20 protein-coding genes are annotated in these 21,445 nt (G+C 45.4%); 13 read left to right on the top strand and 7 right to left on the bottom strand.

The window, feature by feature from the left end:
- Positions 1 to 18: 18 nt before the first annotated feature.
- From tilS to LJ707_RS19450, 3 genes are read left to right on the top strand one after another with little or no spacing between them, the layout of a single operon-like run.
- Positions 19 to 1,350 (top strand): tRNA lysidine(34) synthetase TilS, encoded by a 1,332-nt coding sequence (gene tilS / locus LJ707_RS19460; RefSeq protein WP_228954262.1) that lies wholly within the window; start codon positions 19 to 21, stop codon positions 1,348 to 1,350.
- 2 nt (positions 1,351 to 1,352) lie between these two features.
- Positions 1,353 to 1,835 (top strand): hypothetical protein, encoded by a 483-nt coding sequence (locus tag LJ707_RS19455; RefSeq protein WP_228954260.1) that lies wholly within the window; start codon positions 1,353 to 1,355, stop codon positions 1,833 to 1,835.
- A 37-nt stretch (positions 1,836 to 1,872) separates the two neighbouring features.
- The gene (locus LJ707_RS19450; RefSeq protein ID WP_228954258.1) at positions 1,873 to 2,802 is read left to right on the top strand and encodes a cobalamin-binding protein; all 930 of its coding nucleotides are present in this window, start codon (positions 1,873 to 1,875) and stop codon (positions 2,800 to 2,802) included.
- A 54-nt stretch (positions 2,803 to 2,856) separates the two neighbouring features.
- On the opposite strand, the gene asnS is transcribed toward LJ707_RS19450, so the two are convergent.
- On the bottom strand, positions 2,857 to 4,305 hold the full coding sequence (asnS, locus tag LJ707_RS19445) for an asparagine--tRNA ligase (RefSeq protein ID WP_228954256.1): 1,449 nt from the start codon (positions 4,303 to 4,305) through the stop codon (positions 2,857 to 2,859).
- 162 nt (positions 4,306 to 4,467) lie between these two features.
- Here asnS and LJ707_RS19440 point away from each other — a divergent pair, with 162 nt between their 5' ends.
- The 4 genes from LJ707_RS19440 to LJ707_RS19425 all read left to right on the top strand — a co-directional run bounded on the left by LJ707_RS19440 (position 4,468) and on the right by LJ707_RS19425 (position 8,821).
- Complete coding sequence (locus LJ707_RS19440) at positions 4,468 to 5,328, top strand: DMT family transporter (protein ID WP_228954254.1); 861 nt, start codon at positions 4,468 to 4,470, stop codon at positions 5,326 to 5,328.
- A gap of 61 nt (positions 5,329 to 5,389) precedes the next feature.
- Positions 5,390 to 7,351, top strand: coding sequence for a DNA primase (gene dnaG, locus LJ707_RS19435; RefSeq protein WP_228954252.1), 1,962 nt, complete (start codon positions 5,390 to 5,392; stop codon positions 7,349 to 7,351).
- Positions 7,351 to 7,719: a YraN family protein gene (locus LJ707_RS19430; protein WP_228954249.1), complete on the top strand. Its 369-nt coding sequence runs from the start codon at positions 7,351 to 7,353 to the stop codon at positions 7,717 to 7,719. The genes dnaG and LJ707_RS19430 overlap by 1 nt, the downstream gene beginning before the upstream one ends.
- Before the next feature lie 4 nt (positions 7,720 to 7,723).
- Positions 7,724 to 8,821 (top strand): glutaminyl-peptide cyclotransferase, encoded by a 1,098-nt coding sequence (locus LJ707_RS19425; protein ID WP_228954247.1) that lies wholly within the window; start codon positions 7,724 to 7,726, stop codon positions 8,819 to 8,821.
- 150 nt (positions 8,822 to 8,971) lie between these two features.
- On the opposite strand, the gene LJ707_RS19420 is transcribed toward LJ707_RS19425, so the two are convergent.
- Together LJ707_RS19420 and prfB are read right to left on the bottom strand one after the other, a co-directional pair.
- Complete coding sequence (locus LJ707_RS19420) at positions 8,972 to 9,376, bottom strand: hypothetical protein (protein WP_228954245.1); 405 nt, start codon at positions 9,374 to 9,376, stop codon at positions 8,972 to 8,974.
- 180 nt (positions 9,377 to 9,556) lie between these two features.
- Positions 9,557 to 10,646 (bottom strand): peptide chain release factor 2 gene (gene prfB, locus LJ707_RS19415; protein ID WP_228954243.1). Its coding sequence is split into 2 segments (ribosomal slippage): positions 9,557 to 10,585 and positions 10,587 to 10,646, totalling 1,089 coding nucleotides; the frame shifts between segments, so codons are not numbered across the junction.
- A gap of 167 nt (positions 10,647 to 10,813) precedes the next feature.
- On the opposite strand from prfB, the gene pgi reads away from it, so the two are divergent.
- Entirely contained in the window at positions 10,814 to 12,460 is a 1,647-nt protein-coding gene (gene pgi, locus LJ707_RS19410) for a glucose-6-phosphate isomerase (protein ID WP_228954241.1), read from the top strand.
- A gap of 168 nt (positions 12,461 to 12,628) precedes the next feature.
- Here pgi and LJ707_RS19405 read toward each other — a convergent pair whose 3' ends face one another.
- Positions 12,629 to 13,966: an efflux RND transporter periplasmic adaptor subunit gene (locus LJ707_RS19405; RefSeq protein ID WP_228954239.1), complete on the bottom strand. Its 1,338-nt coding sequence runs from the start codon at positions 13,964 to 13,966 to the stop codon at positions 12,629 to 12,631.
- Positions 13,967 to 13,984: 18 nt separating this feature from the next.
- A complete protein-coding gene (locus LJ707_RS19400; protein WP_228954237.1) occupies positions 13,985 to 15,427 on the bottom strand; it encodes a TolC family protein in 1,443 nt (480 codons plus the stop codon).
- 80 nt (positions 15,428 to 15,507) lie between these two features.
- On the opposite strand from LJ707_RS19400, the gene LJ707_RS19395 reads away from it, so the two are divergent.
- The 5 genes from LJ707_RS19395 to LJ707_RS19375 all read left to right on the top strand — a co-directional run bounded on the left by LJ707_RS19395 (position 15,508) and on the right by LJ707_RS19375 (position 19,012).
- Positions 15,508 to 15,957 carry a polysaccharide deacetylase family protein gene (locus LJ707_RS19395; protein ID WP_228954235.1) on the top strand — a complete coding sequence of 150 codons (450 nt, stop codon included), beginning with the start codon at positions 15,508 to 15,510 and terminating at the stop codon, positions 15,955 to 15,957.
- Positions 15,929 to 16,141, top strand: coding sequence for a hypothetical protein (locus LJ707_RS19390; protein WP_228954233.1), 213 nt, complete (start codon positions 15,929 to 15,931; stop codon positions 16,139 to 16,141). The genes LJ707_RS19395 and LJ707_RS19390 overlap by 29 nt, the downstream gene beginning before the upstream one ends.
- 41 nt (positions 16,142 to 16,182) lie before the next feature.
- On the top strand, positions 16,183 to 17,454 hold the full coding sequence (gene serS, locus LJ707_RS19385) for a serine--tRNA ligase (RefSeq protein ID WP_228954231.1): 1,272 nt from the start codon (positions 16,183 to 16,185) through the stop codon (positions 17,452 to 17,454).
- A 231-nt stretch (positions 17,455 to 17,685) separates the two neighbouring features.
- Positions 17,686 to 18,693, top strand: coding sequence for an NAD(P)H-dependent glycerol-3-phosphate dehydrogenase (locus tag LJ707_RS19380; protein ID WP_228954229.1), 1,008 nt, complete (start codon positions 17,686 to 17,688; stop codon positions 18,691 to 18,693).
- A 25-nt stretch (positions 18,694 to 18,718) separates the two neighbouring features.
- Complete coding sequence (locus LJ707_RS19375) at positions 18,719 to 19,012, top strand: hypothetical protein (RefSeq protein ID WP_228954228.1); 294 nt, start codon at positions 18,719 to 18,721, stop codon at positions 19,010 to 19,012.
- 57 nt (positions 19,013 to 19,069) lie between these two features.
- On the opposite strand, the gene LJ707_RS19370 is transcribed toward LJ707_RS19375, so the two are convergent.
- A complete protein-coding gene (locus tag LJ707_RS19370; protein ID WP_228954227.1) occupies positions 19,070 to 19,693 on the bottom strand; it encodes a DUF4136 domain-containing protein in 624 nt (207 codons plus the stop codon).
- A gap of 72 nt (positions 19,694 to 19,765) precedes the next feature.
- On the bottom strand, positions 19,766 to 21,415 hold the full coding sequence (locus LJ707_RS19365) for an NAD+ synthase (RefSeq protein ID WP_228954226.1): 1,650 nt from the start codon (positions 21,413 to 21,415) through the stop codon (positions 19,766 to 19,768).
- Positions 21,416 to 21,445 lie beyond the last annotated feature (30 nt).

Here is a 21,445-nt window from a genome sequence, read left to right as displayed (position 1 = left end):
AATTAATAATTTTGATGTATGCTTCCTGTTAAGCGCTTTACCGAATTTATTGAGCAAAATAATCTTTTTACACCTCAAAACAGCATATTACTTGCTGTTAGCGGGGGTATTGATTCTGTTTTGCTTTCGCGATTATTCAGCGCGGCGGGTTACAGTTTTGGCATAGCACATTGCAACTTCGGCCTTCGCGGCAGCGAGGCCGATGCCGACCAGCAATTTTGCCGCGACCTGGCCACACAGCTTGGCGTACCTTTTCATACCATCAATTTTGATACCACCAGGTATGCCGATGCTCATAAAATATCCATACAAATGGCGGCAAGGGAGCTGAGGTACAACTGGTTTGAGCAGGTAAGGCAGCAGCATAACTACCACCTCATTGCGCTTGGCCACCACAAGAACGATACTATCGAAACAATATTGTTAAACCTAACACGCGGTACAGGCATAGCCGGACTGCATGGCATACTGCCCAAAAACGGCGTACTGGTAAGGCCCTTGCTATTTTTAACCCGTGATGAAATTGCAACCATTGTTAGGGCGCAAAATATACCCTATGTTGAGGATAGCTCGAACGCATCAACCAAATACGCGCGTAACAAGATCAGGCATGAGGTAGTACCCAAACTACGGGAGCTAAACCCAAACCTTGAAAATACCTTTGATAACAACCTGCGCCACTTTCGCCAATTGGAGGAGTTGCTGGAATTAAAGGTTGATGAAGTAAAAAAGCACCTGTTTGTTCAGCACGAGGATGAAATACATTTAGCCGTTGAAGGAGTTAAGGCCCTGCAACCGCAACAGCTACTGCTGTATAAACTGCTGCAGCCTTACGGCTTTACCGAACCGGTGGTTGATGATGTGATCGCCTCGCTGGATGCGCAAACGGGCAAGTGGTTCGCCTCCGCAACATACAGGCTAACCATTGACCGGGGCAAGTTGATATTAGCTGAAAACATCCCCGCATCAACCGAAACAGTCATCATTAATGAAAGCGACCATGAGGTGCATTTTGATGGGCAACGTATAGCCATTTTGCATGATGATTCGCCGCTGATAGTTAAGGATAACCCTTTCGCGGTATCTGTTGATGCGGATAAGCTGATCTATCCGCTTACCATCAGGCACTGGCAGCAAAGCGATTTTTTTTATCCCCTGGGGATGAAAACCCGTAAAAAGCTGAGCGATTTTTTTATCAACCTGAAAATACCGCTGCACAAAAAGCAGCAAATACCGTTATTGATAAATGGCAATGGCGATATTATGTGGGTTGCAGGCCACCGGCCCGACGAGCGATATAAGGTGAGCCACAACACTAAAAAAGTTACTATATTCGAACTGTTTAAATAAACATGAGCGACAAACCGGTTTATATAGAGAAGCAATACCTGGGCAGGGAATTTATCCCGTTAACTATCAGGCTGGTACTGGCCATGTCGTGCTTTGCCGCTTACCTGTTTACCGAGGGCAATGCCCGCAACGGCGACCTGCTTATTGTGGTTGGTTTCGCTATCATCATCATTTCCATCATCATGGGTTTTTTACTGCACTTTCGTACCCGGGTGCAAAACAAAAGCATTATGCTGGATGGTTTGTGGACTACACGCCTGGTAAAAATAGATTTAAACAGCATTGTAAAGGCCGAAAAAGGCACCTATAGCCGCTACCTGTTCAATAACCCGGTATACAACCTGCATACCCGTGGCACCATTCGCTTTTATGCCGGCGGCAAGGATGCCATACACCTTACCGACCGTGATGGCCTGGTGTATATCATCGGTTCGCAACACGCTAATGAACTGCTGAGGGCCATACTTAGCGAAATGAGGCGATAACTAATCATCGCTTAGCTGTACTTTAATTTTTTTCTGCATGTCATCATCACCCCGTATTATATCGCTTTTACCATCAGCTACCGAACTCATCTGTGCTTTAGGTTTGGAAGAAAACCTGGTTGGCCGCTCGCACGAGTGCGATTACCCGGAAAGCGTAAAAGCCCTGCCTGTTTGTACCGAAGCTAACATTCCGGATGGGCTGAGCAGCGGCGAGATCGACAATAAGGTAAAGGAGATCCTGAACGACGCCCTATCATTATATACCGTAAAAAAGGAAGTGATAAAAGAGTTACAGCCTGATATAATAATCACACAGGCACAGTGTGAAGTGTGTGCGGTATCCCTGCCCGAAGTAGAGCAGGCATTGGAAAACTACCTGGATCATCCTGCAAGAATAATATCTCTGCAACCCAACAGCATTAATGAGATGCTGGCCGATATTAAAAACGTAGCATCAGCATTGAATGTTACCGCTACAGGCGATACCCTGTTTGAAGACCTGGACGACCGCATCAACATCATTCGCCATAAGCTGAAATTTATTGATGCCAAACCAACTGTAGCTTGTATTGAATGGCTTGACCCATTGATGGTATCAGGCAACTGGATACCCGAACTGGTGAGCATAGCCGGCGGAACGCCTGTATTGGCTGAGGCCGGTAAACATTCGCCTTATGTAGATTGGGTTGATATCCGCCTGGCCGACCCTGACATTATTGTACTGATGCCCTGCGGTTTCGGCATTGACCGTACCATGCGCGAGATCAACCTGCTGCTTGACCAGCCCGGCTTTGCTGACTTAAAGGCCATCAAGAACAATCGGCTTTATATTGCCGATGGCAACCAATATTTTAACCGCCCCGGCCCAAGGCTGGTGGATTCGCTGGAGATCATGGCCGAGATCATCAACCCTAAGCAGTTCATATTCGGGTTTGAAGGCAATGGCTGGATAAAGTTCAGCGTATAAAAAACGGCCTTTAGCTTATCGCTAAAGGCCGTTTTACTTTGTATATCTGTGTTATTAAAACTCAGCATTCTTAGGGAACCTCGGGAAAGGTATCACGTCGCGAATGTTACCCATACCGGTAACAAACAGCACCAAACGCTCAAAGCCCAAACCAAAACCGGCATGCGGGCAGGCACCGAAACGACGGGTATCCAGGTACCACCAAAGTTCCTCTTTAGGGATGCCCATCTCGTCCATACGTTGTTCCAGTTTTTCTAAACGCTCCTCACGCTGCGAACCGCCTACAATTTCGCCGATACCCGGGAAAAGGATATCCATCGCGCGCACTGTTTCGCGGCCATTGGCATCAGGCTCGTTCTGGCGCATGTAAAAGGCTTTGATCTCCTTCGGGTAATCCGTCAGGATAACCGGCTTTTTAAAATGCTTTTCAACCAGGTAACGCTCATGCTCTGATTGCAGATCGGTACCCCAGCCTTCAACCAGGTACTGGAATTTCTTTTTCTTGTTCGGGGTCGAATCTTTTAATATATCGATAGCCTCGGTATAGGTAAGGCGTACAAAATCGTTCTCCAGGCAAAACTCCAGTTTTTCAAGCAATGTCATTTCTGAGCGCTCGTTCTGCGGTTTTTGCTTGTCCTCATCCTGTAAACGCTGGCTCAGAAACTCAATATCCTCACGGTTTTTATCAAGCGCGTATTTTATTACGTACTTGAGCAGCGCCTCGGCCAGATCCATGTTATCATCCAGATCATAAAAAGCCATTTCGGGCTCTATCATCCAAAACTCGGCCAGGTGGCGGGTAGTATTCGAGTTTTCGGCACGGAAGGTTGGGCCGAAGGTATAAATATCGCTCAGCGCCATAGCACCCAGCTCACCTTCTAACTGTCCTGATACGGTAAGGTTAGTGGCCTTTCCGAAAAAATCCTGCTTGTAATCAATTTCGCCGCTATCGGTACGTGGCAGGTTATCCAGGTCAAGGTTAGTTACTTTGAAGGCTTCGCCCGCGCCTTCGGCATCAGAGGCGGTAATTACCGGCGTATGCAGGTACACAAAGCCACGCTTCTGGAAAAACTGGTGTACCGCGAACGACAGGCTGTTACGCACCCTGAACACCGCGCCAAACGTATTGGTACGGAAACGCAGGTGCGCTATCTCGCGCAAAAACTCCAGACTGTGCTTTTTAGGCTGCAGCGGATATTTCTCCGGGTCGCTGTCGCCCAGTATTTCTATCTCTTTTGCTTTAATGTCTATCTTTTGGCCTTTACCTAATGATGGCACCACGGTACCGGTAACGCTTAGAGCAGCACCTGTAGTAATGCGCTTCAGCAATGCGGCATCAGTATTCTCAAAATCAACAACTATCTGTACGTTATTATTGGTTGAACCATCATTTAAAGCTATGAACTGATTGTTGCGGAAGGTACGCACCCATCCCTTTACGGTTACATCAATGTTGGTTTCATCGCTCTCCAACAAGGCTTTAATTTTAATTCTCTGGCTCATATAAATTATATTATTGAGCGCCAAAAATACAATTATTTAGGTAAAGCCAACTTCAATTTGCCTGCTTGCATATACATTTTTACAGGTTTAACGGGTGCCGCACTTTGGATTAATAAATCAATACTTAATTGGTTAAGTTTGCTCACTATTAATAATCCGTTCATGAACCCGAAGGCAAGCCTGGCATTAGGCATAATATTCATTTCCTTTTCGCCCATATTTGTGAAGCTCGCTGCCGAGCCTGCCATTACCGCCGCCTTTTACCGCATATTTATGGCCTGGATATTTTTGCTGCCGTACTGCATTTTTAAGGGTCTGTTAAAAATTGGCCGGAAAGATTTGCTGATCACCATCATCTGCGGCATCATCTTCGCCGCTGATATTGCCGTCTGGAATATTTCAATATTAAAAATAAGTGCTACGGTATCAACCCTGCTGGCTAACCTGGCCCCGGTTTGGGTGGGGCTCATCAGCTTTTTTATACTGCGTAAGCAAACCGGCAAACTATTTTGGGCAGGTACTATCATTGCTATTGCAGGCATGGTGGTACTGGTTGGCTACCGCAATATTATTGAATTGCACATTAACCAAGGTGTGATGCTTGCCGTATTGGCCAGCTTTTTTTATTCACTTTATATTGTTACCAGCAAGGGTGTATTGCAGCGGGTTAATACACTCACTTTTATGTTTTACAATATGCTGGCCTCTATGATATTTTTGTTGGTGCTGGGTTTGGGCGGTGGTTATAACCTCACACGCTTCCCTACGGCTACATGGTTGTATTTTTTAGCTACCGGCCTTATTTGCCAGCTTGCCGGGTGGATCACCATTAACTACGCCATCAAATTTTTGCCGCCCACCAAGGTATCCATCACCCTGCTTAGCCAAACGGTAGTTACGGGCTTGCTGGCAGCCGTAATGCTGCACGAAAAGCTGGGCGTTACCGAGATCATCGGCAGCCTGATTGTACTTGGCGGTATTGCCATTACATTTTTAAAGCCCTCGCAATCAAAAATTTCGTAATTTAACGTTTGCAATTAATAAAGGCATTGGCACAATTGCCCTACCTTTGCATCTCGTTACTATGATTACCAAAGCTACCGTTGACCGAATAATGGAAGCCACCGACATTGTGGAGGTGATAGGTGATTTTGTGCAATTAAAAAAGCGGGGGGCCAATTACATCGGCCTGTCGCCGTTCAGTAACGAGCGCACGCCATCATTCACGGTATCGCCAGCTAAAGGTATTTTTAAAGACTTTTCATCATCAAAGGGAGGCTCGGCCATTACTTTTTTGATGGAGATGGAAAAATTCACCTATCCCGAAGCTTTAAAATGGCTGGCCAAAAAGTACGGCATCGAGGTTGAGGAAACCGTTGAAAGTGCCGAAAACCGCGAGGAGGAGAACCACCGCGAAAGTTTGATGATCGTATCCGGCTTTGCCGCCAAGTTCTTTCAGGACAGTATGTGGCAAACCGACGAAGGGCAAAGCATTGGCCTGAGTTACTTTAAGGAGCGCGGCTTTACGCCCGAAACCATCCGCAAGTTTGAACTGGGTTACTCGCCCGACCAATGGGAGGCTTTTACCTCGCAGGCAATAAAAGAGGGTTACCAACCACAATTTCTGGAAGAAACCGGCCTGTCTGTAAAGCGCGACAATGGCAGCATGTACGACCGTTACCGCGGCCGGGTGATGTTTCCGATACATAGCTTTACCGGCCGGGTGATCGCCTTTGGCGGCCGTACCCTAAAAAGCGACAAAAGCGTACCCAAGTATGTAAACTCGCCCGAATCAGAGATATATCATAAGTCGAGCGTACTGTATGGTTTATATTTTGCCAAAAAAGCTATTCGCGATGCGGATGACTGCTATTTGGTGGAGGGTTATGCCGATGTGGTATCTGTACACCAGGCGGGTATTGAAAATGTAGTGGCCTCGTCGGGCACCTCGTTAACCGTTGAGCAGATACGGCTGATAGGCAGGCTGACCAAGAATGTTACCATTTTATACGATGGTGACGCGGCGGGCATTAAGGCATCTCTGCGCGGGCTGGATATGATCTTAGAGGAAGGCCTCAACGTTAAGGTAGTACTCTTCCCTGACGGGCACGACCCCGACTCGTATGTACGCAGTGTGGGTACCAACGCCTTTAAAACCTACATCGATCAAAATAAAAAAGACTTTATACTTTATAAAACCGGCATTCTGCTAAAAGAAGCCGGAAATGACCCTATCCGTAAGGCCGGGGTTATACGTGAAATTGTGGAAAGCATCGCCAAAATACCTGATTCTATCAAGGCATCGGTATTTGTTAAGGAGTGCAGCCACATTATGCAGATTGATGAGCGCGCGCTGCTATCTGAACTGAACAAAATGCGGCTGGCTAAATCCAAAAAGGATTCGCAGCAGCAATACAACCAAAACCAGCGTGCACAGCAGCACCCTGATGCGCCGCCTGAAGACCTGTTTTTTGATGAGCCCGGTACAGCCGCGGCACCATCTACCGAAAAAAGAGAGGAAGCTTACAACCAGGAGCGTGAAATAATCCGCCTGTTGCTGTTATATGGCAACCGCATGATTGATTGGGACGGCATCGCCAATACCTATATCGGCCCGTTCATAATAGCTGAGCTGAGTGATGTTACCTTTGAGAGTACCAGTTGTAAAGACTTTGTAGAGGATTACCGCCGCGAGGTTGAGAATGGCGTTTTGCCTGATGAACAGCACTATATTCACCATAAGGATAAGGACATTGTTGACCTTACCGTAACTATGCTGGCTACACGCTATACCCTGAGCGAGAACTGGTACGAAATGCACAAAATAACCGTGCCCGATGAGCAGGTGAACATGAAGGCTACCATATTGGGTGCCATATTCCACCTCAAAAAGCATAAGGTGGCCCAGATATTGGAAAACCTGCGCAAAGAATTGCAAAACACCCCAAGCGAGCAGGATCAAGAAATATTGCTTAACCAGTACATGCGCATGAAAAAGGTTGAAAAGCATATATCCGACTACCTGGGTTCGGTAATACTAAAATAGTGGCTATCCATAACGAATTAGGTCGCCGGGGCGAAACATTGGCCAAAACTTATCTGGAAAATTTGGGTTATGAAATACTGGATGAGAACTGGACCTATGGCAAGGCCGAGATTGACCTGATCGCTTATAAAAACAAGGTGATTATATTTGCCGAGGTTAAAACCCGTACCGGAACCGGTTTTGGAGCGCCCGAGGATTTTGTTGACAACCGTAAGCAGCGCCTGATGGCACAGGCTGCGGATGAATACATTTACATAACAAACCACCAGGGCGATGTGCGTTTTGATATAATTTCGGTACTGTTTAATAAAAGCGGAAATTATACGTTAAAACATATTGAAGATGCCTTTTGGCCATCTGCTGATTGATACTATGAACAAACAACTTAAACTTTTTTTAGCCGGAGCAGCACTGCTGGCCGTAGCAAGCTGCGGCGACGACAAACCTAAAACTGCCGATATTGCTCTTAGCCCGGAAGCAGGCACCAGCATAAACGCAGGCAAAGAACTTTCTGTTAAAATAACCCTGCCCGATGGCATGAATGTTGACTCGGTAGTGTACATGCTGGATACATTGCGTATCGGCTCACGTAAGGATACTACTGCCGTTACAGTTAAAACCGACGGCATGCCGCTGGGTAATAAGGTGATCACCGCCAATGTATTTACAGGCGGCAAAAGCCAGGAGGTTACCAGTAACATTGTATTGCTGGCTGCCAAAGCGCCGCAAATGTATACTTTTAAGGTTGAAAAGGTTTATCCGCACGATACCTCATCATATACCGAAGGTTTGGAATACCACGATGGTTATTTATTTGAAAGCGACGGCGGTTATCTGACCCCGCCACCAAATGAGGATGTAACCGGCCAGTCGAGCCTGCGCAGGGTTGACCTCAACACCGGCAAAGTAGTACAACAAGCCATGGTTGATCCGAAAGTTTTTGCAGAAGGCATCACCATAGTTGGCGATAAGATAGTGCAGCTTACCTATAAAGAGAAGATAGGCTATGTATATGATAAAAAATCATTCAAACTGTTAAAAACCTTTAGCTACACCGCCGGTACCGAAGGCTGGGGCCTTTGTTTTGATGGCGAGAAGATATACAATACCGATGGCAGCAACAGCATATTATTTTTAGACAAGAACGATTATCACCAGATAGGGGCTATCAATGTTTATGATAATGAAAAACAGATAGACCAGGTAAACGAGCTGGAGTATATTGATGGTAAGTTATACGCCAACGTTTATACGAGTGATGACATTTTGGTGATCGACCCTAAAACAGGCGCCGTATTAGCAAAGATTGACATGAGCAGCCTGTACCCCAAAGACAAGCGTAACGCCAATGCCGACGTGCTTAACGGCATTGCCTACGATGCCAAGGGTAAACGCATATTTGTTACCGGCAAAAACTGGGATAAGCTTTTCCAGGTTAAGTTTGTGAAGACGGAGGAGTTGCCGCTGTAGACCGCTCCTTCTAAATCCTTTCAGTGGAGGGCTTACAAATAAAAGCCTTGCCATTTCGAACAAGGTACGAGGAGAAATCTGTCGCCCGGTTGTGAACGCGAATAGACTCCTGTTATCGATCGAAATGAAATAACGAGTCGGGTTAAAGCCTTACGACGTTTTGGCCAGCACCCGCATCAGCGAGGCATCCAGTATGGCGGTAAATATATTTACCTTTTCGGTAGTGTCTGTCAGCAGGTCTTCGGGGTAAATAAAGTTGTTTACGCCGATGGCTTTCAGCAGTTCATCCGTTTCAGTATGGGGCTTTAGCTTGTAACAGCAAATTTTGGTCTTTTTATAAAAAGCGTTCATGCGCAGGCGGCGAACTATCCTTTCAATATCAGTTTTAATGTACTCATAATCAAACAGGATCAGATCGGGCTTCATATCAAATATAACCGGAAATATACGGGCAGGTTCGGCAATATGCTTAACATAATCGTATTCGGCTGCTAAACGACGGGGGCAACTATCGGGGGCTACAAGTAGTACGTTTTTAAAACGTTGTCGTGTCATGCTCAGTTAATTAGGGGTGATAAAATTAAACTGTATAATTCACAATATCAAGCATTTATTATTTAAAAGAATGTTAATTCTTTATTCACCTCATAAATGCCAAAACTTATTAAACTAAAAAAGCCCTTAATTTATTGTTAAGGGCTTTATTTTATTCAAAATCGATGCCATAAAAGGCTTCTATTTATCACCACCAAATTCCATCAGGTAGGCCTTCAAAAAGTCATTAATGTCGCCATCAAGCACCGCTTGCGCATTTGATGTTTCGTGATCAGTACGCAAGTCCTTCACCAGCTTATAAGGGTGCAATACATAGTTACGTATTTGCGATCCCCATTCAATCTTCTTTTTATTCCCCTCAATGGCATTGGTAGTTTCCATACGCTTGCGCATCTCAATTTCATATAACTGTGATTTCAGCAGGCGGATGGCGTTCTCCTTGTTTTGCAACTGCGAGCGCGACTCCTGGTTTTTAATAACAATACCCGATGGTTTGTGATACAAACGCACGGCAGTTTCAACCTTGTTAACGTTTTGCCCGCCGGCACCACCCGAGCGGAAGGTTTCAAACTCAATATCGGCAGGGTTCACTTCAATCTCAATGGTATCATCAACCAATGGATATACGTATACAGACGCAAATGAGGTATGGCGCTTGGCATTGGCATCAAACGGCGATACGCGCACCAGGCGGTGCACCCCATTTTCGCCTTTAAGATATCCGTAAGCAAAATCACCCTCAAACTGCAGGGTAACGGTTTTTATACCAGCCACGTCACCCTCCTGCGAATCCTGCTCGCTCACCTTGTAGCCATTTTTTTCGCCCCACATAATGTACATGCGCATCAGCATGCTTGCCCAGTCGCAGCTTTCGGTACCACCGGCACCGGCGGTAATCTGCAGTACGGCATTCAACTGATCCTCCTCGGCCGAGAGCATGTTTTTAAATTCCAGCTCTTCAATAGCGGTAACGGCAGTATCAAACTGTTCTTTCATTTCGGCCTCGGTGGCATCCCCGCTCTGTTGAAATTCATACAATACCTGCGTATCATCAATTATGGAAGCTACACGCTGGTAAGCGTCGGTCCATATTTTTTTGGCTTTGATGGAGGCCAGTACCTTTTCGGCCTCTTTGGGGGCATCCCAAAAATGCGGACCTATGGTAATTTCCTGTTCTTCGTTCAGTTTTTCAAGCTTGGCATCAATGTCAAAGATGCCTCCTCAGGGAAGCTGTTCTATCCCTTAAATCCTGTATCTGTTCCTTGGTCATACGGCAAATATAAAAATTTGTAAACGCGGCTACGGGTAAAAGGGTTTTATATCAGTTTAAAAATGCACACCTAACACCTTGCTGTTAAAAACGTGACGTGCTGTTTACTTTAAAAACTTTTATAAGAAAGGCAAAAAGCTAAATTTGTCAAAAAACTTTAAATCATTATGCTGCCTTCAACTGATTTTACCACAACCAACGCGTTCAAGTACCTTACTGATCATTACATTGATATTGCCCCTAAAAGCCTGCGTGAGCTTTTTGCCGGTGATGCCGATCGTTTCAGTAAGTTCTCTGTTCAATTTGAGGAGATATTACTTGATTACTCCAAAAACCGTATTGACGATGAAACCATTGCCCTGTTGATACAACTGGCAAAAGAATGCGGCGTTAAGGATGCCATCGAGGCCATGTTCAACGGCGAAAAGATAAACGCTACCGAAGGTCGTGAGGTTTTACATACTGCCCTGCGTAACCGCAGCAACACCCCTGTTTTGGCCGGCGGTAAAGATGTAATGCCTGATGTAAATGCAGTGCTGCAGCACATGAAGGAGTTTAGCAACGCGGTAATCAGCGGGGAGTGGAAAGGCTATACCGGCAAACCAATTACTGATGTGGTGAACATCGGTATCGGCGGATCAGACCTTGGGCCGGTAATGGTTACCGAAGCGTTAAAAGCTTATAAAAACCATCTGAATCTGCACTTTGTATCAAACGTTGACGGTACGCATATTGCCGAAACATTGAAAACGGTTAATCCGGAAACTACCTTGTTCCTGATCGCCTCAAAAACCTTTACCACGCAGGAAACCATGGCTAACGCCCATACTGCCCGCGGTTGGTTTTTAGAGAGCAGCGCGGTTGAAGCTGATGTTGCCAAACATTTCGCGGCGCTATCAACAAATGCCGATGCTGTAGGCAAATTCGGTATCGATACCGCTAACATGTTCGGTTTTTGGGATTGGGTAGGCGGCCGTTATTCGCTGTGGAGCGCTATTGGCTTATCAATTTCCCTGAGCATTGGCTTTGATAACTTTGAGGAGCTGCTTGGCGGTGCACATGCTATGGATAACCATTTCCGTAATACTGAGTTTGAACAGAACGTACCGGTTATATTAGCCTTGTTAGGCATTTGGTACAATAACTTCTTTGAATCAGAAACCGAAGCCATTTTACCATATGACCAATATATGCACCGTTTTGCAGCGTACTTTCAGCAAGGCGACATGGAAAGCAACGGCAAGTATGTTGACCGCAACGGCAAGCCGGTTGATTACTCAACCGGTCCGGTTATCTGGGGTGAGCCGGGCACAAACGGCCAGCACGCTTTTTATCAACTGATCCACCAGGGTACTAAGTTGATTCCCTGCGATTTTATAGCTCCGGCACAAACGCATAACCCGGTTGGCGAGCATCATACTTTACTCCTATCAAACTTTTTTGCCCAAACCGAAGCCTTGATGAACGGTAAGACCGAAGAAGAGGTGGTAGCCGAACTAAAGGCACAAGGCAAGAGCGATGCCGAGATAGCGGTATTGGCACCATTCAAGGTATTTGAAGGCAACCGCCCAACCAATTCTATATTAGTTAAAAAAATAACGCCGCATACCTTAGGCGCACTGATAGCCATGTATGAGCATAAGATATTTGTACAAGGCATCATCTGGAATATTTACAGCTTTGACCAATGGGGCGTTGAACTGGGCAAACAACTTGCCGGTAAGATACTGCCTGAATTACGCACTGCAGACGACGTTACCACGCATGATGCATCAACCAATGGCTTGATCAACCAGTATAAAGCCTGGAGATAAGGAGCCTCACCCCAGCCCTCTCTTTCAAGGGAGGGCGTTAAATTTTAACCGTGTGATTGCGCGGTGGTGAAAAGCCTTGTACGATGATGTTTCATCATAAAAATAAGTTACTAAAAACAACAAAGGGCCTGCATAAGCAGGCCCTTTACATATAAACATAAATTAAAACTATTTTTTCTCTTCGGTACCAAAGAGTTTTGATTTATCTACCTTCTCAACCTCCTCATTATCCTTTAATGTTTTTGAGATGGATGAGTACGGTGCCGATACCACTTCCTCGCCGGCTTTAAGGCCTGATAATATTTGTATATAGGCATCATCCTGTATACCTGTTTTTACCTGCACCTGTTTTACCTTACCCGCGTTGTAAACAAATACATACTCCTTTACAGGCTCGGTCAGCTTTTTATCTTCATCATCGTCATCCTTTTTAGGGGCGGCGGCATTTTTCTTTTCGTCGGCACGTGTGGTTACTGACTGTATAGGCACCGACAGGCTTTTTACATTACTGGTTTTTATCTCAACCGTTGCGGTCAGTCCCGGGCGGAAAGGTGACGGGCTGCCTGATTTATCATTCATCAGTGCTTTGTACGATTCGGGGTTGATGCGTACCTTAACTGTAAAGTTGGTCACCTGATCGGCATTGGTACCTACCACGTTGGCCGAGCTGCCTATCTCGATCACTTTACCCTTGAATTTTTTACCCAGAAAAGCATCCACCTCAATATCCGATTCGTTGCCAACGGCTACACGGTTAATGTCGTTCTCGTTCACATCAACATTAACATCCATCGCGTTAACGTCAGATATGGTCATGATATCCGTACCTGCCATCTGTATAGTACCCAGCACACGCTCACCTTTTTCAATAGATAATTTTGATACTACACCATCAACCGGAGAATATATAGAGGTTTTGGCCAGGTTATCCTGCGCTTCCTTTACTGAAGCCTGCGACTGATCTAAACCGAATTTAGCACCTATAACGCTTTGTTTAGCGGCTTCAAAATTAGCTTTGGCGCTTTCGTAGTTGGCTTTCGCGGTTTCAAACTCGGCAGCAGTAACTACTTTGCTATCATAAAGCTCTTTATTACGTTTATAGATAGATGCCTGGTTGTTAAAGTTCGCTTCGGCTTGTTTAAGCATTTGCGCGGAGTTGCCAACGCTTGCCTTTTGGGTGTTGTATGATGCCACTGCACGCTCATAGCCTGATTGCAGAATGTCTGGCCGGATACGGCACAGCAACTGGCCTTTTTTAACCACGTCACCTTCCTTTATCGGCAGGTCAACCACCTCGCCTGATACCTCGGCGCTTATTTTTACCTCAACATGCGGCTTTACCTTGCCACTTGCCGATACAGATTCGGTAATTGTACGTTCAGCCGCCTTTTCGGTGGCTACCTGTGTTTTTTTCGGCCCGCCTAAAAAGCCGGACATTTTGCCTATAACAAGCAGTACAACAAGTACTCCGGCAATAATCAGAATATATTTTGTAGTCTTTCCCATAATTTCAATTCAATAATATTATAACGTAATAGGGTTCCCCAGGTAATAATCTATCACTTTGCTTCTGAATACCATTTGGTAACGGGCCTGTATCATATCAAACTCGGCCTTGTTCAAATTGGTTAATGAGGTATTCAAATCAAGCGAATTTACTAAACCTACATTAAATCGCTTTAATATAGTGTTATAAGCATCCTTATTGGCCTGGTAGGTTTGTTGCGCCGATACATAGCGCTTTTGGGCTGCCTGCGCATCCCATACGGCCTGGTAAATAATCTTGCTCAGGTTATTACGCGATAGCTGTGCCTGCACTTCGGCGTTCTGGTACTGTATTTTTGCCTTACGTACAGCAGTGCGGGTAGCAAACCGCCTAAAGATGGGTATGGATAAACTTACACCTATTGACTGGTAAAAGTTATCGCTCAACTGCCCGAAAACCGATGGTTTTGTAAACGGAGTAGCAAAGGCGGGTGAAACAACCGTATCACGGGTAGCGTTATTAACCACCCCTATCGGGTTAAACTGTCCGGTAGCGTAGGGCTGACCCGGACGCTGGTAAATGCTTGAGTAGTTAGAACCCAATGTAGCGAATAAAACCAAACTTGGATAGTAAGCACCCTTGGCTACCTTAACCGCCTGTTTTAACACATCGCGCTGCAACTCGGCAAGGCGTACATCAGGGTTTACATTAAGCGCGGTGTTCAGCACATCCTGCGCGTTAAATATAGATTTAACCGATAGCTGGCTGATATCAGGCTTTTCAACCACTATATTAGTTTCGGGCGACATTTCCATGTACTGTTTAAGCGTAAGTATTGATAGCTCCAGTTGGTTTTGCGCATCGGTATTATTAAGTTCGGCTGTTGCCAGTTGTGATTTAGCCTGCGACAGGTCGGCCAGTGTTTGGCTGCCCGCCTTAAAGCTGATGTTGGCGCGGTCAAGCGTTTGTTTTGATATGTCTATCTGCTGCGTAGCGGCCGTAACCAGATCCTGGTTGGTGAGCACGGTAAGGTAAGTGGTCACCACGTTTAATATCAGATCGTTCTTAACCTTGGCTGTATTCGTGCGGTCAGCCTCCAGTTGTATTTTATTTTGAATGATCTGGTTATGCAACTGCCCGCCCTGGTACAATACAATTTGCGATGTTAACGAACCAAAAGCTGTAAATATACGCTGATTAGTGAACGAGTAGGTAGATTGGTCTAAACTCCGGCCCCAGTTGAATGATCCCTGTGTGTTGACATTCAGATCGGGCAGGCGGTTATATTTCGATTGCTTGAGGTCTTCGCTGGTAAGCGCCTCATTAAATTGCGCCTGCTTAATGGTAAGGTTACGCTCCAATGCTAATTCAACAGCACGCTGCAGCGTTATTTTTTCCTGGGCAAAAACACCCGATGCCGGTATAGATAATATCAGCATTAAGAGCATTACCCTTGAATATTTGAGTATATGTTGGTTCATAAATGTTTTAATAAGGCTATTGATCGTACCCGTACTCAACTTATATTTTAAAAATGAAACATTTAGCTTAATTTGTACCTATGTACCTGTTTAAAACTCCTCGTTTGCTTAAATTACTTTATCCTAAACTAACATGGGATATAAAAACGAGCGGCCGAAGCATTTTTTTGACTTTTGACGATGGACCTATACCCATTGTTACACCGCATGTGTTAAAAATTTTAAAAGAGTACCAGGCCAGGGCTACTTTTTTTTGTATCGGCGATAATGTACGCAAACATCCCGACATATTTGAGCAGGTAAAACGCGATGGCCATGCCATAGGTAACCATACCTTTAACCACCTTAAAGGCTGGAAAACTGATGATGATACCTACATACAAAATTTCAGCAAGGCAGATGAATTGCTGCATACCAACCTGTTTCGCCCCCCCTATGGGCGTATCAAACGATCACAGGCGGCAAGGTTAAAGGCGCTTAACCCTAACCTGGATATTTATTATGTGGGATGTATTGAGCGGCGATTTTGACATGACGCTTAAACCTGAACGCTGCTTTAAAAAAACCATCAAATATACAAAGCCCGGCTCCATCGTGGTATTTCATGATAGTCTGAAGGCTTTTAACCGCCTGGAATATGTACTGCCCCGCGCGCTGGGCCTGTGGAAAAGCCAGGGTTATACATTTGAGTTGCTGCCCGTGCAAACACTTTAAGTTTATATCTTTGCCAAAAATCATATATATATATATAGAAAATGCTTCAGGTAAATTACATCCGCGAGAACAGGGAACAAGTGCTGGAACGCCTGGCTGTTAAAAATTTTAAGCAGCCCGAACTGGTTGACAACATTATTGAGCTTGACGAAAAACGCAGGCAAACCCAAAACCTGTCCGACAGTGTATCCGCCGAAGCAAATGCCGCCGCCAAAAAAATTGGTGAGCTAATGCGCACCGGCCAAAAGGAAGAAGCCGAAGCCATTAAAGCCAGCACCGGTAAATGGAAGGAAGATATAAAACAATACGGCGAGCAGCTTGCCGCCCTCGAGGCTGAGCTGCAGCAAAAGCTGGTATTGCTGCCTAACCTGCCGCACAGCTCGGTACCCAAAGGCTTAACGCCCGAGGAGAACGAAATTGTGCTTGAGCATGGCGCAAAGCCGGAGCTGCCGGGCAATGCCCAGCCGCACTGGGAACTGGCCGCTAAATATAATTTGATAGATTTTGAACTGGGCGTTAAAATAACCGGTGCCGGTTTCCCGGTTTATAAAGGCAAAGGAGCCAAACTGCAACGCGCGCTCATTGCTTTCTTTTTAGATGAGGCTGAAAAAGGCGGCTATAGCGAAGTGATAGTACCCCTGCTTGTTAACGAAGCATCAGGCTTTGGTACCGGGCAACTGCCCGATAAGGAAGGACAAATGTACCATGCAGGCGTAGATAACCTGTACCTGATACCCACCGCCGAAGTGCCGGTAACCAACCTGTACCGCGATGTGATATTAAAAGGCGAAGAACTGCCGGTGAAAAACTGCGGTTACACGCCATGTTTCCGTCGCGAGGCGGGCTCATACGGTGCGCACGTACGCGGGTTGAACCGCCTGCACCAGTTTGATAAGGTAGAGATAGTACAAGTAGTACATCCGGATACATCATACAGTGTGTTAGAGGATATGAGCACCCACGTGCAAGGCCTGCTGCAAAAGCTTGGTTTGCCTTACCGTGTGCTGCGCCTTTGTGGTGGTGATATGGGCTTTGCATCAGCCTTAACTTATGATATGGAAACCTGGAGCGCCGCGCAACAACGCTGGCTGGAAGTATCATCAGTATCAAACTTTGAAACCTTTCAAAGCAACCGCCTTAAACTGCGTTTCCGCAATGCCGAGGGCAAAACACAACTGGCACACACGCTGAATGGCAGTGCGCTGGCCTTGCCGCGAATTGTAGCTACGCTGTTAGAAAATAACCAAACTGAGGATGGCATTAAAATACCTGAGGTATTGGTGCCTTACACCAAGTTTGACTGGATTAGGTAATTCTTTTTTTACTTTTTACGTCATTGCGAACGATAGTGAAGCAATCTCTGAAAAACTACATTATATAAGCAGATTGCTTCGTACCTCGCAATGACGTATTTTTTGAAACCTCTTTTCTGTGAGGATTTAGAAAGGGTACTCTTTTTCTCCCTCTGAAATATATTTCATTACTTTGTTGTCCTGCTTTTAGATGGTGTAAAACATTTTGGGCGGAGGCTCATTTTATTTGTAATGCAAAAGCAACCTAAAAAAATAGCGGTAATTGGTGGCGGTAGCTGGGCAACGGCTAACATCAAGATACTGACTGATAATACTACCCCAAAAGAGATATTCTGGTGGATGCGTAATGGCGAAGCGGTGGAGCACATCCATAAATTTGGGCATAACCCTAATTATTTAAGCTCGGTTGAAATAAAAGTACCGGCAGCTAATATCTCATCGGATATAAAAACCATCATTATGGCGGCCGATCTTATATTGCTTAACGTTCCTGCCGCATTTTTAAAAGAAGCGCTTAAAGGTATTACGGCTGATGATCTGAAAGGGAAAAAGATCATATCGGCCATTAAGGGGATTGTGCCGGATGAGAACCAGATCATAGGTGAGTTTTTACAACAGCATTACCGGGTACCGGTTAGCGACATACTGGTTATCAGCGGGCCATGCCATGCTGAGGAGGTTGCGCTTGAAAAATTATCTTACTTAACCATCGCTTCGCAGGATAATGAACTGGCCGCTGAATTTGCCGGTATGTTCAGCAATCGCTATCTGAAAACCATCGTGTCTGACGATATATATGGCACCGAGTGGGCAGCCGTGCTTAAAAATATTTATGCCGTTGCCAGTGGTATTTGCCATGGTGTAGGTTATGGTGATAACTTTCAGGCGGTACTAATATCAAACGCCATACGTGAGTTAAAAGACTTTTTGGATGCTGTACACCCTATTGACCGGGATATAAAGGAAAGCGCCTACCTGGGCGATCTGCTGGTTACCGCATACTCGCAATTTAGCCGCAACCGCACCTTTGGTAACATGATAGGCAAAGGCTACACCGTAACATCGGCTCAACTTGAAATGAACATGGTTGCCGAAGGCTATTACGCCATTAATTGCCTGTACCAGGTAAACAAACAATACAAAGTAAGTATGCCTATTTGTAACGCTGTGTATGCTATACTGTATCAAAAAAAATCGCCGGTTGCGGAGATGAAAAACTTGGCAGAGAAATTGAGTTAATAAAACAACTTAATTATCTGATACCATGAAAAATATACTAAAAGCCGCTGTAGTAGCGGCAGGCTTGTTAGCCTCATCATACGGCCATGCGCAAAGTGTAGGACAGGATGTAAAAAAGACGGCCAAAAAAGTAGGCAATAAAACTGCCGAAGTAGCTTCAAAAGGTGCTTCATCAGTGGTAGATAAAAAATACCATGGCAAAGCCGGACCAAATAACGAAACCATCTTTATCGATAAAAACTCAGCCTATTATTATATCAACAAAAAAGGCAAAAGGGTTTATATACCTAAAGATCAACTGAGAGATAAGGTTGAATAACAAAAATGCCCCGCTGAATTATCAGCGGGGCATTTTTAATTTATAAAGCTAATGTAATTACGATTTACGTTGCTGACCATTCAGGTCAAGTTTTTCGATGATGCCGCTTACTACTTTAGGTAAATCATTGATAGCTTTTTGCGGGTTGCGCACTTCGCCTACACCGTAACCGCGCCATACCATTTTACCGGTTTTACGATCTATAAGGTCAATAATAACGGTGCCTTCGCGGTATGGTACACGTTCGGAAAAACCGCCGCCGCCCCAGCCGCCGTAGCCCCAGCCACCGCCCCAAAACGGACGATAACCCCAGCCACCCCAGCCGCCCCAACCAAAGCCAAAGCCCGGATAGCCCCAGCCACCACCGTAGTAATTGGTTTTGTAGCCACGGCCTGTCATGGTGGTATAATTAACCAGCAGGTCAGGTTCGCCCGGTTGTTCAACAAGGCCTTTAGCCTTTAACGCTTCAACTGCCGCATCCTTAATGTTGGCATCGGCAATATCGTTGGCGTAAATTTTACGTGGGTTATTGCTTGGTTTTGGCGTTTCAACAAAGCCAAAGCTGCGGTAAACGCTTAGGTTAGTTTTGTTTTTGGCAGCGGTATAATAACGGTAATTTGAACAGGCGCTTAGCCCGCCAAGCAGGAACAGCACCAGCCCTGCATATATCAATTTTTTCATGACGCTTATATCTCCCTTTTTTGATTAGACCATCTACGCCGTAAATGGTTTAATATATATATTTAAATATTTTTATGACAGGTATTTACCTACTATCGGCATCCGGCGGCCCATACCAAATGCTTTGGGCGATACACGCAGAATAGGCGGCGTTTGATAGCGCTTATGTTCGGCCGTATTTACCAGCTTTATCACCTTACGTACTATGGCCTCGTCATACCCCATTTGTATGATCTCTGACGATGAGCAGCGGTTTTCAAGGTATTCAACCAGTATCTTATCCAACACATCATACTCCGGCAGCGAGTCAGTATCTTTTTGATCGGGCCTCAACTCAGCCGATGGCGGTTTTACAATGGTATTTTCCGGTATGATCTCGCGTTCACGGTTAATGTATCGTGCCAGTTCAAACACTTGCGATTTGTAAACATCGCCAATTACAGATATACCGCCGCACATATCGCCATATAAGGTACCGTAACCTACAGCGGCCTCACTTTTGTTGGATGTATTGAGCAGTATATAACCAAACTTATTGCACATGGCCATCAGCAACACGGCACGGCTGCGCGACTGGATATTCTCCTCGGCAATGTTAAACGGTAAGTTTTTAAACTGTGGTGCCAGCGCCGTTTCAAAAGCATCTGTAACATCTTTTATGGCGATGGTTTCTGACTTACAGCCCAGGTTATTTACCAGATCTTCCGCATCTTTAAGCGAATGATCAGTTGAGAATTTTGAAGGTAGCAATACCGCCATTACATTTTCGGCACCCAATGCCTCGGCAGCCAGCGCGCATACCACGGCCGAATCAATACCGCCTGATAGGCCCAGCGTTGCCCGTGTAAAGCCTGATTTATAAAAATAATCGCGGATACCTAAAAGCAAGCCCTGGTGTATCTGTGCAATATCACTTTCCCTGTTAACTCTGACACCGGTTTGATGTGTAAAGGTTACTGAGGCATCATCATTTAAGGTATAATAGGCAATGCCTTCTTCAAAGTAGGGCATTTCATCAAGCAGGTTACCTGCATTGTCAAACACCATTGATCCGCCGTCAAATATCAGCTCGGTTTGCGCACCTACCTGGTTTACGTAAAACAAAGGCAGGTTATAGCGGGCCGCGTTATCTTTCAGGATAGCTATGCGCTCCTCATCATGGTTATACGCAAATGGCGATGCCGCGATGTTGATCATTACCGTGGGCTGCTGCTCAATCAGCGTATCCATAGGGCGGGTAATGTACAGCGGGTTTTCAATGGTATTCCATAAGTCCTCGCAAATAGTAAGCGCTATGCGGTGGCCTTTAAAGTCGATACAATTAAATTCGGTTGATGGCTCAAAGTAACGGTATTCATCAAACACATCATAATTAGGCAGCAGGGCCTTATTAACCCGCTGCGCTATTCTTCCATCGTTTATAAAATAGGCGGAGTTATTCAAGTCCTTACCTTCGGGGTTATTGTTCTCAGTTGGGAGGCCTATGATACAGGCAATACCGGTACACTCCCGCGCTATTTTTTGGGCGGCATCCTCACAAAGGCCGATAAACTCGCGGAACTCTAAAAAATCGCGCGCGGGGTATCCGCATACGCTCAGCTCCGCGAAAACCACCAGATCTGCCCCCTCGCTTTTGGCCTTTTTTATGGCTGCAATGGCCTTGGCCGTGTTTGAATCAAAATTACCTATATGATAGTTAAGCTGTGCTAACGCGATCTTCATAAGAATGTATACTTATTTTATAAATTTGTA

This window comes from Mucilaginibacter sp. UR6-1 (genome assembly GCF_020880975.1).
Classification (GTDB): Bacteria; Bacteroidota; Bacteroidia; order Sphingobacteriales; family Sphingobacteriaceae; genus Mucilaginibacter.
Note: the sequence above shows the minus strand (reverse complement) of the source record. Positions and strands in the feature narration are given on the sequence as shown.

Bases quoted from the DNA above. Each gene is read 5' to 3' on its own strand.
- tilS (WP_228954262.1), top strand. From the start codon at position 19: ATGCTTCCTGTTAAGCGCTTTACCGAATTTATTGAGCAAAATAATCTT.
- LJ707_RS19455 (WP_228954260.1), top strand. From the start codon at position 1,353: ATGAGCGACAAACCGGTTTATATAGAGAAGCAATACCTGGGCAGGGAA.
- LJ707_RS19450 (WP_228954258.1), top strand. From the start codon at position 1,873: ATGTCATCATCACCCCGTATTATATCGCTTTTACCATCAGCTACCGAA.
- asnS (WP_228954256.1), bottom strand. From the start codon at position 4,305: ATGAGCCAGAGAATTAAAATTAAAGCCTTGTTGGAGAGCGATGAAACC.
- LJ707_RS19440 (WP_228954254.1), top strand. From the start codon at position 4,468: ATGAACCCGAAGGCAAGCCTGGCATTAGGCATAATATTCATTTCCTTT.
- dnaG (WP_228954252.1), top strand. From the start codon at position 5,390: ATGATTACCAAAGCTACCGTTGACCGAATAATGGAAGCCACCGACATT.
- LJ707_RS19425 (WP_228954247.1), top strand. From the start codon at position 7,724: ATGAACAAACAACTTAAACTTTTTTTAGCCGGAGCAGCACTGCTGGCC.
- LJ707_RS19420 (WP_228954245.1), bottom strand. From the start codon at position 9,376: ATGACACGACAACGTTTTAAAAACGTACTACTTGTAGCCCCCGATAGT.
- pgi (WP_228954241.1), top strand. From the start codon at position 10,814: ATGCTGCCTTCAACTGATTTTACCACAACCAACGCGTTCAAGTACCTT.
- LJ707_RS19405 (WP_228954239.1), bottom strand. From the start codon at position 13,966: ATGGGAAAGACTACAAAATATATTCTGATTATTGCCGGAGTACTTGTT.
- LJ707_RS19400 (WP_228954237.1), bottom strand. From the start codon at position 15,427: ATGAACCAACATATACTCAAATATTCAAGGGTAATGCTCTTAATGCTG.
- LJ707_RS19395 (WP_228954235.1), top strand. From the start codon at position 15,508: ATGTACCTGTTTAAAACTCCTCGTTTGCTTAAATTACTTTATCCTAAA.
- LJ707_RS19390 (WP_228954233.1), top strand. From the start codon at position 15,929: ATGTGGGATGTATTGAGCGGCGATTTTGACATGACGCTTAAACCTGAA.
- serS (WP_228954231.1), top strand. From the start codon at position 16,183: ATGCTTCAGGTAAATTACATCCGCGAGAACAGGGAACAAGTGCTGGAA.
- LJ707_RS19380 (WP_228954229.1), top strand. From the start codon at position 17,686: ATGCAAAAGCAACCTAAAAAAATAGCGGTAATTGGTGGCGGTAGCTGG.
- LJ707_RS19375 (WP_228954228.1), top strand. From the start codon at position 18,719: ATGAAAAATATACTAAAAGCCGCTGTAGTAGCGGCAGGCTTGTTAGCC.
- LJ707_RS19370 (WP_228954227.1), bottom strand. From the start codon at position 19,693: ATGAAAAAATTGATATATGCAGGGCTGGTGCTGTTCCTGCTTGGCGGG.
- LJ707_RS19365 (WP_228954226.1), bottom strand. From the start codon at position 21,415: ATGAAGATCGCGTTAGCACAGCTTAACTATCATATAGGTAATTTTGAT.